Annotated in this window: 14 protein-coding genes and 1 riboswitch; of the genes, 3 read left to right on the top strand and 11 right to left on the bottom strand. The window is 50.1% G+C overall.

Going from position 1 to position 12,339, the window contains the following annotated elements:
- Positions 1–19: 19 nt before the first annotated feature.
- Positions 20–397, bottom strand: coding sequence for a hotdog family protein (locus tag ACFSDB_RS06335; RefSeq protein ID WP_204892422.1), 378 nt, complete (start codon positions 395–397; stop codon positions 20–22).
- Positions 398–754: 357 nt separating this feature from the next.
- Between ACFSDB_RS06335 and ACFSDB_RS06330 the strand changes: the two genes are divergently transcribed.
- A complete protein-coding gene (locus ACFSDB_RS06330) occupies positions 755–1,663 on the top strand; it encodes an iron-hydroxamate ABC transporter substrate-binding protein (protein WP_204892423.1) in 909 nt (302 codons plus the stop codon).
- A 433-nt stretch (positions 1,664–2,096) separates the two neighbouring features.
- On the opposite strand, the gene thiW is transcribed toward ACFSDB_RS06330, so the two are convergent.
- The 7 genes from thiW to ACFSDB_RS06295 form a co-directional block, all read right to left on the bottom strand.
- Complete coding sequence (gene thiW, locus ACFSDB_RS06325; protein WP_204892424.1) at positions 2,097–2,585, bottom strand: energy coupling factor transporter S component ThiW; 489 nt, start codon at positions 2,583–2,585, stop codon at positions 2,097–2,099.
- Positions 2,582–3,229, bottom strand: a complete 648-nt coding sequence (gene thiE, locus ACFSDB_RS06320; protein ID WP_377339441.1) for a thiamine phosphate synthase — start codon at positions 3,227–3,229, stop codon at positions 2,582–2,584. Before thiE ends, thiW begins: the two co-directional genes overlap by 4 nt.
- Positions 3,222–4,052, bottom strand: coding sequence for a bifunctional hydroxymethylpyrimidine kinase/phosphomethylpyrimidine kinase (thiD, locus tag ACFSDB_RS06315; protein ID WP_204892426.1), 831 nt, complete (start codon positions 4,050–4,052; stop codon positions 3,222–3,224). Before thiD ends, thiE begins: the two co-directional genes overlap by 8 nt.
- On the bottom strand, positions 4,039–4,833 hold the full coding sequence (thiM, locus tag ACFSDB_RS06310) for a hydroxyethylthiazole kinase (RefSeq protein WP_204892427.1): 795 nt from the start codon (positions 4,831–4,833) through the stop codon (positions 4,039–4,041). Before thiM ends, thiD begins: the two co-directional genes overlap by 14 nt.
- Positions 4,823–5,518, bottom strand: coding sequence for a thiaminase II (tenA, locus tag ACFSDB_RS06305; RefSeq protein ID WP_204892428.1), 696 nt, complete (start codon positions 5,516–5,518; stop codon positions 4,823–4,825). Before tenA ends, thiM begins: the two co-directional genes overlap by 11 nt.
- Positions 5,519–5,604: 86 nt before the next feature.
- A riboswitch (TPP riboswitch) is annotated at positions 5,605–5,707 on the bottom strand.
- A 183-nt stretch (positions 5,708–5,890) separates the two neighbouring features.
- Positions 5,891–6,100: a YqkE family protein gene (locus ACFSDB_RS06300; protein ID WP_204892429.1), complete on the bottom strand. Its 210-nt coding sequence runs from the start codon at positions 6,098–6,100 to the stop codon at positions 5,891–5,893.
- Between the two features lie 12 nt (positions 6,101–6,112).
- Complete coding sequence (locus ACFSDB_RS06295) at positions 6,113–7,297, bottom strand: acetyl-CoA C-acetyltransferase (protein ID WP_204892430.1); 1,185 nt, start codon at positions 7,295–7,297, stop codon at positions 6,113–6,115.
- An 80-nt stretch (positions 7,298–7,377) separates the two neighbouring features.
- Between ACFSDB_RS06295 and ACFSDB_RS06290 the strand changes: the two genes are divergently transcribed.
- The gene (locus tag ACFSDB_RS06290) at positions 7,378–8,277 is read left to right on the top strand and encodes a hydroxymethylglutaryl-CoA lyase (RefSeq protein WP_204892431.1); all 900 of its coding nucleotides are present in this window, start codon (positions 7,378–7,380) and stop codon (positions 8,275–8,277) included.
- Between the two features lie 12 nt (positions 8,278–8,289).
- Positions 8,290–9,216 carry an alpha/beta hydrolase gene (locus tag ACFSDB_RS06285; RefSeq protein ID WP_204892432.1) on the top strand — a complete coding sequence of 309 codons (927 nt, stop codon included), beginning with the start codon at positions 8,290–8,292 and terminating at the stop codon, positions 9,214–9,216.
- A 346-nt stretch (positions 9,217–9,562) separates the two neighbouring features.
- Here ACFSDB_RS06285 and ACFSDB_RS06280 read toward each other — a convergent pair whose 3' ends face one another.
- From ACFSDB_RS06280 to ACFSDB_RS06270, 3 genes are all read right to left on the bottom strand, one after another.
- Positions 9,563–9,799, bottom strand: coding sequence for a YneF family protein (locus ACFSDB_RS06280; protein WP_204892433.1), 237 nt, complete (start codon positions 9,797–9,799; stop codon positions 9,563–9,565).
- A 132-nt stretch (positions 9,800–9,931) separates the two neighbouring features.
- Complete coding sequence (gene tkt / locus ACFSDB_RS06275) at positions 9,932–11,935, bottom strand: transketolase (protein WP_204892434.1); 2,004 nt, start codon at positions 11,933–11,935, stop codon at positions 9,932–9,934.
- 153 nt (positions 11,936–12,088) lie between these two features.
- Complete coding sequence (locus ACFSDB_RS06270) at positions 12,089–12,322, bottom strand: DUF896 domain-containing protein (protein WP_204892435.1); 234 nt, start codon at positions 12,320–12,322, stop codon at positions 12,089–12,091.
- Positions 12,323–12,339: the final 17 nt, after the last annotated feature.

Raw genomic sequence — 12,339 nt, 5'->3', positions numbered from 1 at the left:
TCTTTTGAATCTATTTGATTCATAGGATAACTCCTGCAAAATGGCCGTTCAGCACTTCTTTTCCATGTTGATTTCTACATGTGAAGGACGCAGCAATAGTTGTCCGCTGGTTCTCTTGCTTTTCGTATTGTTCAATCTTCACTTCACACACTATTGTGTCTTCGGTGTATACAGGACGCAAAAAGACGAAATCCATCTGTCGGGCAAGTACGTTATGCTCCCCTCCCACTTTTGTCGGCAAGGTCGCCGTCAACAGGCCTTGCACAACCAATCTTCCTTTTTCATCGGGCGTCATGTGATGGATTCCTTCATCGCCCGAGACCTTCGTGAACAACTCGACTTCTTCGTTAGTGAATGTCCGTTCAAAAGAAATGATTTCTCCAACTCTTAAAGACAAAAGACTTCCTCCTCCAAGTTCAGTCCAAACGCCGTCATAGCAAGAAATGGGACTGCATTTCATTTTTTAAATAGATATAGAGTCGCTTATTTTATTGTGTGGTCCTTCTTTTAGTAACGCTGCTTTCTAATCCATCTTATTATATGGTACTCCTAAGAGCTGGAATAATTCAACGTTCTCTCTATGAAGATTTTCAGGTAAGTTTGGCATCAAGAATAAATAGAAGGATGTAGGTTTTATTTGGTTTTAATGCTTTTCAGATTCTAATTGACAACCGTTCTCATCTCATCTAGTATAAAAGATGCATTCAATTGAAAATGATTATCAATATCGATAATCCAGAAGGAGACATTCATGATGAAAAACGTAATATTGCCATTCCTGCTTATATTGTCGCTCGTGCTTGCCGGCTGTGGAAACGGTGAGGCGGCTCCGAAAGAAGCAGCAGCAGAAACAAATGAAACGATTACATACCAGTCCGAATCCGGGCCTGTCGAGGTTCCTGCAGACCCGCAGCGGATCATCGCACTAACTAACGGTCCGAATGTCTTGGCTTTGGATGGCCAGGTAGTCGGCATTGATGAATGGACGAATACCAACCCTCTTTTCGAAGAAAAGCTGGCTGGTGTAGAAGTTGTATCTGAAGACAACCTTGAAGCGATCATTGAATTGGACCCTGACTTGATCATCGCGGGTACACATATGAAGAACCTTGAGAAATTGAATGAAATAGCACCGACAGTCGCTTTCACATGGGGAAAGCTGGATTACTTGGACCAGCAGGTTGAAATCGGCAAATTATTGAACAAAGAAAAAGAAGCAACGGATTGGGTTGCAAGCTTTACGGAAAAAGCGGAAGCTACCGGTGAAGCGATCCGTGCAAAAATCGGCGAAGATGCCACTGTATCTGTCATCGAAAGCGGCAACAAGGAATTTTACGTGTTCGGCGATAATTACGCCCGCGGCACAGAAATCCTCTATCAGGCCATGGGCTTGAAAATGCCCGAAAAAGTGAAGGAATTGGCATTGGAAGCGGGCGTCTATACGTTCTCCGCTGAAACGCTTCCGGAATTTGCCGGGGACTATATCGTCTTCAGCAAAAACCCGGATGTAGATAACTCTTTCACGGAAACAGCTGTATGGAACAATATACCGGCCGTGGAAAAAGGGCAGGTCATCGAAATCAACACCAAGGCTTCCACATACAGCGATCCGATCACACTGGAACACTTACTTTCCGTTTTTGAAGAGTCGTTTCTAAAATAATGAAGTGATGAGCAAAGGACAAGCTGCCGCTTCAGGCTGCTTGTCCTTTTCATGTTAAGTATGAGATAAATTCCTTTTAAATAGTAAGCCGATATTCCGCAAAACTGCTTCGTAAAACCGTATGCTCCTGCGCGCTATGCGCTCGTCGCAAAGAGATGGCTCAAACTTCCTTAGAGCCATCTCTTTGCTGCGGGCGTCTCCGCCGTTTTGCTTCATATCTCAGATAGCAGTACGAAAACGGATATAGTTATCAGCTTTTTAAGAACGAAACCAGCACCGGCGCGTCCAAGGGCTAGGCGGAGCAATGAGACGGGTGTTCTTCCCGGCTCATTGGATGAGCCATGCCCATAGCGCCCGAAGCGGTGTATTTAGTTTTTTTATTAAGTGTATCTTTATAGTAGGTTTTTTGACATCCTGAGGACAACCTCCAGCGTCAATAAAGTTCGCTTTTGACGTAGACATTCTTCAGTTTATAGACGAGCAGAACCCCCAACACAGCACCTGTAGCACTTGATACCAGAAACGGCGGCATGAAGAAAAACGCGGCGCTTTCTGTGCCCATCAAAAATTTTGCATACGGTACAGCCACAAGCGAAGCAAGGATTCCCGTGCCGATGATTTCCCCTGCTGCGGCAAACCAGAGTTTCCCGGTACCCATATAGAACAAACCGGCCAGAAGAGCGCCGATCATTCCGCCGGGAAATGCCAGCAAGGAGCCGGTCCCGGTCAACACGCGGACCACCCCTGTCACGAAAGCGATGACGACCGCCGGAATGGGCCCGAAAAGGACCGCCGCCATCACGTTGATCGCATGCTGTACTGGATAAGCCCGGGCAATTCCGGCAGGAAACGATACAAATGCGGATCCTGCTACTGCAATCGCCACGAACATTGCCATCAGGACGAGCTTTTTCGTTTTCATATCATCTGCCCTCTTTCATATGAATCTCGCAGCCGGCCAATTTCTGCGGAAACGTCCCTCGCTTGGGCTATCGCTGATATAACGGCTATGCCGGCTGCACCCGCTTGCCAAACTTCGTTTGCGTTTTCCGATGTGATTCCGCCGATGCCAACGATTGGAACCTGGGGATATTTCCTGGTCACTTCTATGATTTTCCTGACTCCTGCCGGCTCTTTCGCATCATTTTTTGAAATCGTAGCGAATACCGGCCCCATGCCAAGATAATCAGCGCCGCCTGCAATAGCCTGTGCGGCTTCTTCCTCGGAATGGACCGATACTCCCAGCACTTTCTCTGCGCCGATCAGTGCGCGCACATCGCCGCAATGCATATCCTCTTGCCCGACATGGACGCCGTCCGCTCCGATTGCAAGCGCCAGTTCTACATCGTCGTTGATGATGAACGGCACGCCATACTGTGTGCAGAGAGCCTGGCATTCCCTGGCGAATTTCTCCAACGCTTCCCCCCGCAAAGCGGTCTCCCCTTTTTCACGCAGCTGAAAATGGGTAATCCCGGCTGCCAAAGCTTCATTAAGCAAAAAATGCGGCTCTTTTTCCTTTGCATTCGACGTACCCATGATGAAATAAATTGATGGTCTGCTAAACAAGCTGAACTTCCCCCTTTCCGCTGAAGTTTCTGAAGGCTGCGTGATTGGTCGGTCCATGGCCTGATCCAATATTCAAAGGATGGCCAAGTGCTGCTTGGACAAATTGCTTGGCAGTGAAAAGCGCTTCGTTCATTGGCGCGCCTTTTGCCATTTCAGCTGTCAGGGCTGCTGCGAATGTGCAGCCGGTGCCATGAGTCTGACGGGTGCTGATCCGGTTTGAGCGCAGCATTAGCGATGCGCCGCCGGTGTGGAGATAGAAGTCCTCGGTAAAGTCCGGATCGTTGCCATGGCCACCTTTGATGACGACCGACTCCGCTCCGTAATCCAGAATACGTTTTGCTGCCAGGAGCCGTGTTTCCGGATCCCGGATTTCAATGCCGCTCAACACTTCCGCCTCCGGGATGTTCGGTGTAATAACCGTGGCGAGAGGCAAAAGTTGGGCTTTCATCGCCTCCACCGCCTCTTCCTGCAAAAGTGCAGCCCCTCCTTTTGCAATCATGACCGGATCGACAATGACATACTTCCATCCATATCTCCGGATTCCTTTAGCCGTTTCCTCAATGATCGAGGCATCAAACAGCATGCCGGTTTTGACTGCTGCAATTTCAAAGTCGCTGCCCACCGCATCTATCTGCTGCCGGACTGTTCCCCTTTCCATCGGGAAAATGCCGCTGACGCCTTGGGTATTTTGAGCCGTTACCGCTGTAATGGCAGAAGTTCCAAACACACCGAGCTCCTGAAATGTTTTGATGTCCGCCTGAATCCCGGCGCCTCCGCCGGAATCAGAACCGGCAATCGTTAGCACTTCCTTAATCGCGCCCATACAACATCCCTCCCATTTTGCTTGCTTCATCTATGTCCTGCTGTTCCGTGCTTGCAAGAAGGTCCAAAAATCGGGCGCTGAAATTCCCCGGCCCCGGTGTTTCGGCAGCTGCGTTTTCGCCGGCAATGCCGTAATAACGGAGCGCTTCTGCGGCTATCGTCATGGGCGGACCTTCCACTGATGCAAGGAAAGCAGCTGCGACTGCGCTTAATAGGCACCCCATGCCCGTTATCTCCGCCATTTTCGGACTGCCATGGGGGATGTACTCCACGGTTTGGCCATCCGTCACGAGGTCCGTTTCGCCTGTTACCGCTACGGCCAATCGATAGCGGCGTGCCACTTCCATTGCCAAGGGTTCTATATCGGCATCGCCAGCTCCGGCATCCACACCCTTTGCCTGCCAATCGGCTCCGGCAATCGCAGCCAGCTCCCCGGCATTGCAGCGCAGCAACGTGATTTCCACATGTTGAAGCAATTGGTTTACTGCCGAAAGCCGGAAACGTGTCGCGCCTGCACCGACCGGATCCAGCACGACCGGTATCCCTTTCCGGTTCGCTGTTTTCCCCGATATCAGCATGCTGTCGAGGGAACGCTGTGAAAGTGTCCCGATATTCAGCGATAACGCATCTGCCAAAAGGGTCAGTTCTTCTGCCTCTTCCACTGCATCTCCCATGATCGGTGATGCACCTAATGCGAGCAGCCCGTTTGCCTGGAAATTTGCGGCGACCTGGTTGGTGATGCAATGGATGATCGGCTCCTTTGACTGTACCTCATTCAACATAAGCAGTCTCCTCTCCCACTTGCGGCGCAACTTCCCAGCTTTCCATCGTCCACGCCTGCTGCCAGAAATTCCATTCGTAATAGCTGCTCCGGCGGAACCGGTCTTTCAACTGTTTAAGCCGTTTTCCAGAAAGCCCTTCTGCCAACCGGTCCATGCGATCTTTCTGCTCATTGACCAGCTCGCCGAACCACTCGGAACCGTATGTGCCAATCCACCGGTCGTAGATGGGATGTCCAGGTGCGGCATCTTTCAAGCGCTCCCCGATTTCAAAATAAAGCCAATAGCATGGCAGAATGGCAGCCAGTACATCCGCCAAGTCGCCTTCAGCAGAACGGTACATATGCGAAACGTAGGCATAGGCACTCGGCGAAGGTTCGAACAACTCCCAATCGCTCTTTGTGACACCGAGTAAATCCATGAATGATTCGTGGAGCGCCATTTCTGCGGCACAGGTCTGTTCTGCATGATGCGCGAAGCTTCTCGTCGTCTCGAGGTCCGCCGCCTTAACCGCTCCGATTGCCTGTACTTTGGCAAAATGGGTTAAATAATAGGCGTCCTGCATGACGTAATACTTGAATACATCCAGCGGCAACGTGCCGTCCGCGATTCCTCTTACAAACGGATGCTCAAAACTTGCCTGCCATAATCCATCACATTCCAACCGTACCTCTTTGCAAAAAGCCATTTCTCCATCTCCTTTTTTGGGCAAATAAAATACCGCTTTCCAGTAAAGGAAAGCGGCGATTGTCAGCTGCACAAAAAAAGAGAGGAGCATCCATTCGCCCACTTCCCTCCGCTGGTATGATCCAGATCAGGTTCAAAGGGTCCGAGCGTTGCTCGTCTCAGCCGGTAACCGGCTCCCCTAGTGGATTGCGATATTCATGTTGTCGGCATCACTATACCATAGATAAAATAATAATTCAAAATTTCTTTTTATTTCAAGTTTCCGTCAGAGTCAGACAAGGCTGTTTTAGCGGATGCTCCATGGCTATACGCAAAAAAGCCGAAGACTGCGGGATTGTCCCAGTCTCCGGCCTCATCGGCATCGATTGGCACTCTAGAATTTATTGCCTTTGTCGCCGTGCCGCTCAAGCAACTCAGCAAACGACAAGTTCTTCTCGCGTTCTTTGCGTTCGAACAATTCCTTGGCGTGCTTTTCCTCAGCGCGCTGCTGCTCTTCTTTCAGCAGTTCCGCTTTCGTCGCCTGCAGTTTTGCAAGGATATCCTGCGGCAGATTGCTTTCGGTTTCCTGTTTTTTCTTGCTCATCGCTCTCTCTCCTTACGGGCGTTTTACGATCGTTGCCACGCCTTGGCCTCCGCCGATGCAAAGTGTTGCAAGTCCGGTTTTGACATCGCGTTTTTGCATTTCATGCAGAAGCGTGACGAAAACACGGGCGCCGCTTGCGCCGATCGGATGGCCAAGTGCGATTGCACCGCCATTAACGTTCAATATATCGTGATTGAATCCTAATTCACGGTCCACAGCGATTGATTGGGCTGCGAATGCTTCGTTGGCTTCGATCAATTCGATATCAGCCATCGCCATTCCCGCTTTGTTCAATACGTTCTTGACCGCTTGCACCGGACCGATGCCCATAACCGCCGGGTCTACGCCAGCGTGTCCGTTCGCGATGACGGTAGCAATCGGCGTCAAACCCAGTTCTTCGGCTTTCGCTTTGGACATCACGACAACAGCGGCCGCTCCGTCGTTGATTCCAGAAGCGTTGCCGGCCGTTACGCTGCCTTCTTTTTTAAATGCTGGGCGCAATTTGCCAAGTTTATCGGCAGTGGAATCGCGCTTTACGTATTCGTCCGTACTGAAGATCACCGGCTCGCCTTTGCGCTGCGGAATTTCAACTGGAACGATTTCATCATCAAAGCGGCCGGAATCGATTGCCGCTGCCGCGCGTGCCTGTGAACGCGCAGCAAATTCGTCCTGCTCTTCGCGGGTGATTTCATAGCGGTCGCAGAGGTTCTCTGCAGTGACGCCCATATGATAATTATTGAATGCACACATCAGGCCGTCCTGCAGCATGCTGTCGACCACAGTCTGGTCGCCCATGCGGTAGCCGGTCCGTGCTTTTGGCATCAAGTATGGCGCCAAGCTCATGTTCTCCATGCCGCCTGCCACGACGATATCAGCGTCTCCTGCAAAAATTGCCTGGAAAGCCAGGTGTACCGATTTCAAGCCGGAACCACAGAGTTTATTGATGGTCATTGCCGGAACGGTCTCCGGAAGCCCTGCTTCGATCGCTGACTGGCGGGCCGGGTTCTGCCCAAGCCCTGCCTGAAGCACATTCCCCATGATGACTTCAGATACCTGCTCAGGTTTGATCCCTGCGCGCTGGACAGCTTCTTTGATGACGATCGCCCCTAATTTTGTTGCAGGAACATCCTTGAGCGCTCCTCCGAAAGAACCGATTGCTGTACGGACAGCGCTTACAATTACGACTTCTTGTGACACAATGATTTCCCCCTTGTTTGGTTGTTTGCAAGTTGCTCTTTTCTCCTACTCCTGGATACAATGGTATTGGGAGGGATACTATGTTAAGTTTACCAAAGAATGCAACAATAATCGAGGTCGGCCCGCGGGACGGCCTTCAAAACGAAGGAAAAACCGTTTCCACGGAAGCGAAACTCGAATTCATCAAAGGGCTTCAAGCAGCAGGGGTGCAAGAAATGGAGCTGACGTCCTTTGTGTCGCCGAAGTGGGTGCCGCAAATGGCCGACGCCAAAGAAATCATGGCGAATGTCGAGAAAACCGGACGCCAGTTTGTCCTGACGCCAAATGAAAAAGGCATCAATGCCGCAATCGAATCCGGTGCGAAAGCTGTCGCAGTTTTTGTCGGCGTGTCCGATTCGTTCAACCAGAAAAACATCAACAAGACCACTAAGGAAAGCATGGATGCGCTCCAACCGCTCATCCTTCAATTAAAAGAAGACGGCATTTTCGTCCGCGCCTGCATTTCCACCGCGTTCTATTGCCCGTTCGAAGGTGCCATCAATCCGGAAGACACCTTGGCGCTTTGCCGTACTTTCGCCGGCTGGGGAGTCGACGAGTTGAGCGTCGCTGATACGATCGGCATGGCGACACCGCTTGAGAGTTATGAACTGTTCAAAAAATTAAAAGATGCATTTCCTGATATGCTGATGACCGCGCATTTTCATGACACACGAAAAATGGCGCTGGCCAATATCTTCGCGGCGCTCCAGGCAGGAGTCGACCGGTTTGACGCGTCCGCTGGCGGTTTGGGCGGCTGTCCGTTCGCACCGGGTGCCACCGGCAACGTCGCGACGGAAGACGTCGTCAACATGTTGCACCGCATGGACATCAGCACCGGAATCGACCTGGATCTTCTGTGCCAAGCTGTCGCGTCGATTGAACCCCATGTCTCAAACCCGGTTCAGACAGGCATGTACCGCCTTTATAAGAACCGAGGATAAGGAGGCTCTCCTTTGAAAAAACGCATTTTCCAAATTTCCGCTGTCGTTTCCAGCGCTTTTTCCCTTTTGGCTGCAGCGGTCGGCATTGCTGCCAGCAACCGGCTGATGTATGTGAAGAAAAAAGACGAAGCTTTGATTTTGGAGCGCGAAACATCCGCCAAACGGTATGACGAAGTCTGGTATGCCAACGTGAAAAAAAGCGAACAGTGGATCCGGTCGGAAAACGGCTATGACGTCAAGGCCATTTTCCTGGAACCGCATAATACAAGCCGTTATGTCGTCATTTGCCACGGAGTGACCGAAACGAAAGTCAATTCCTTTAAATATGCCCGCATGTTCGAGCACCTCGGCTTTAATTCGGTCGTTTACGACCATCGGCGCCACGGTGATTCCGGCGGCAATACGACCAGCTTCGGCCATTACGAGAAATGGGATCTGAAAGCGGTCATCGAAGCGCTCAAGCAGCATGTTGGCCCTGACTTGCGGTTCGGCATCCACGGCGAATCGATGGGGGCTGCTACGACGCTCTTGTATGCTGGCATGCGCGACGATGCCGATTTCTATATTTCCGACTGCGGCTATTCAGACATTTCGGAGCAGATCCGGCATGTCATGAAAACCACGACGCCGCTCAAAACGCCGATTGCGCTGAAACTGGCTCAAGTGTTCATGAAATGGCGGGACGGCTATGCGATGAAAACTGTATCGCCCCGGAATGCGCTCCCTTGGATCCGCAAACCGGTCCTGTTCATCCACAGCCTCGAAGACACATTTGTCCTTCCAAAAATGAGCATCGAGATGCATGACCTGAAAAAGGGGCCGAAAGCTTTGAAGCTGTTCGAAACCGGCGCGCATGCACAGTCCTATAATTTGTTCCCGGAAGAATACGAAGGAGCGGTGGCGGATTTCCTGAAAGAAAACGATTTGCTGCCACAGTAAGCGCCGCTGGCTGAATCCATTAATTAAGAAGGCGCCGGTCCTAATAGGACGGCGCCTTCTTTTTACAATTCACTTTTCAGCCTTTCCACTTCCTTCTCCAAATCAGCGATCCGTTTGTGAATCCGATAGAATATCGGTATGTAAGCAACCACAACCAGTATCATCCACCCCACAGCCCCAGCTCCTTTCCTAGAAGATCGAACCTGCCAAACTTTTACCATTACGTTTATATTCTTTTAAATTAGAGGAAATTCCTCCTCGCCGTTTAAGAACGACCATTTTAACTTTAATATTTTTATTATGTAAACAAATAGACAAAGAAAAAAAGCACTCATCATGAGCGCTTTTATTTTTTAGTTGGTGGTTTAGTTGATGCTTTATTCATTTGTGTCATCATTTGATTGATTTTCTTCTGAGACGGTTTTTGTCCCATTTGCATCATCATGATACGCAGCATATCTTCGTTGATCGGTGGATTGTCTTTCAAATACTTCATCATATATTGACGAGCGATGAAAAAGCCAAGCGCAACACCCGCGATTAAAGCCACGATAACGATTACGATCCAGATCCATGTAGCCATTCTTGTTACCCCCCTCGTGTTGCATAAATAAGTAGTGCACCACAATGGATTATACTATAAATTTCAGCATGTGACCATATGCACAAAATAATAAAAGGCGGAAGCTGTCTAGCGCTTCCGCCTCTTCTCAAATTATTGTTCGTTGATCAGATTCTTGACTCTCGCCACGACGTTCTCTGGCGTAAAGCCGAATTCTTGCATGATCCGTTCGCCTGGTGCGCTGGCGCCGAATCGGTCGATTGCCAAGATATCGCCTTCGTCGCCTGTGTAGCGTTCCCAGCCGAATGGAGAGCCCATTTCGATGGCCAAACGTTTTTTGACGGTCTTCGGAATGACCGATTGCTTGTATTCTTTATCCTGTTTTTCGAAGCGGTCCCATGACGGCATGGAAACGACCGACACGGAAATGCCTTCTTCCGCCAATTGTTTCTGGGCTGCAACTGCTAGACTCACTTCAGAACCGGTTGCCAAAAGGAGCGCTTGCGGGTTTTCAGCAGGCGAAACGACGTATGCGCCTTTTTCCACTCCGCTGTCAGCCAATTCGCCGCTCTGTTCAAGCACCGGCAAATCCTGGCGTGAAAGCACTAGCAAAGTCGGGTGAGACTTGGCAGTCAATGCCAATTTCCAAGCGGCTTTGGTTTCGTTGGCATCCGCTGGGCGTACAACGCTCAAATTCGGCATTGCGCGAAGCGAAGCCAAATGCTCAACCGGTTCGTGGGTCGGACCGTCTTCCCCGACAGCCACACTGTCATGTGTGAACACATATGTGACCGGAAGGCCCATCAATGCTGACAGACGGATAGCCGGGCGCACATAATCGCTGAAGACAAAGAATGTTCCCCCGAATACATGAAGGCCGCCATGAAGCGCCATACCATTTAACGCAGCACCCATTGCGAATTCACGCACACCGAACCAGATATTGCGTCCGGCCGGGTTTTCAGCGTCGAAATCGCCGCCGCCTTTGATGTTTGTTTTATTCGATCCTGCCAAATCAGCGCTGCCGCCGAAGAAAGAAGGAACCGCTTTGGCGATGGCATTGACCATATCGCCTGAAGAAGCGCGCGTCGCCTGTTTTTTGCCTACTTCATATTGCGGGAAGTCAGCATCAAAATCTGCTGGCAACTCGCCTTTGATCGCTTTTTGAAGCTGTTCTGCAAGTTCCGGATGTGCAGCTTGGTATTGATCGAACAATTCGTTCCAAGCTTTCTCGGCATTTCCGCCCAGCTCTTCTGTCGCTTGCTTGAACGTTTCATATACTTCGTCCGGCACATGGAAGTCCTGTTCGAATGTCCACTTGTAATATTCTTTCGCCAATTTCATTTCATCTTCGCCAAGCGGCGCGCCGTGGGCATCCGCTTTACCGGATTTGTTCGGTGCACCATAGCCGATGACCGTCTTGACTTCGATCAATGTCGGCTTGTCCGCAGACTGTTTCGCTTGCGCGATTTTTTCAGACAGATCGTCCAATTCATTGCCGTTATCAACGCGCAAATAATTCCAGCCGTAAGATTCAAAGCGCTTTTTGATGTCTTCAGAGAAACTCATCGAAAGGTCGCCATCCAATGAAATGTCATTGCTATCGTACAAGATGACCAATTTGTTCAATTGAAGATGGCCTGCAAGTGAAATGGCTTCCCCTGCAACGCCTTCCATCAAATCGCCGTCTCCGCAAAGTGCGAATGTGTGATGGTCGACCACATTCAAGTTCTCTTTATTGTAAGTAGCGGCTAAATGGCGTTCTGCCATTGCCATGCCGACAGCCATGCCGATCCCTTGTCCAAGAGGGCCTGTTGTCGCTTCAACACCCACTGTGTGGTGGTATTCAGGGTGGCCCGGAGTTTTGGAATCCCACTGGCGGAAGTTTTTGATTTCCTCCAATGATAAGCCATATCCGCTCAAATGAAGCAGGCTGTATAAAAGCATTGAACCATGTCCAGCTGAAAGCACGAAACGGTCGCGGTTGAACCAGTTCGGGTTCTTCGGATTGTGGTTCATATGTTTTGTCCACAAGGTATATGCCATAGGCGCTGCGCCCATCGGCAAGCCAGGATGTCCGGAATTCGCTTTCTCGATTGCATCGATTGAAAGCGTGCGAATCGTTGTTACTGCAAGTTGATCTGCGTGGTTTGACATAATAACATCCTCTCACTATCTTTTTTAATCCTATTCTAGTGTAGTCAACAATAGAAAAGAATACAACTAGAAAAGCGCCAGCTGGCTACTCAATCCGGAATGTGCCGGAAGAATGGCGCTAAACTTTGGCGCATCAAAAAAAGAGAATAAGCATTAATTCAAATACTTATTCTCCCGGATATTTTTGATTTTCTCCGGTGTCACATCTGTGCCTTCCGGATCGATCACTTTTACATTTTCAATCGTGCCGCGCATACTCGTGCGGAACGTCTGCAAGTATTCCTGCCGAAGCGCTGATTGCTCTTTGGCTTCTTCAATTGATAAACCGGCCGTTTTGGATTTGCGCGCCAGCTCGTTGATGCGTCTGATTTTTTCTGGAGATAACAAATAGAACCCCGCCTTTC

This window comes from Planococcus chinensis (assembly GCF_042681545.1).
GTDB classification, from domain to species: Bacteria; Bacillota; Bacilli; order Bacillales_A; family Planococcaceae; genus Planococcus; species Planococcus chinensis.
The sequence above is the reverse complement of the archived record's forward strand: the minus strand, read 5'-3'. Positions and strand labels throughout refer to the sequence as shown.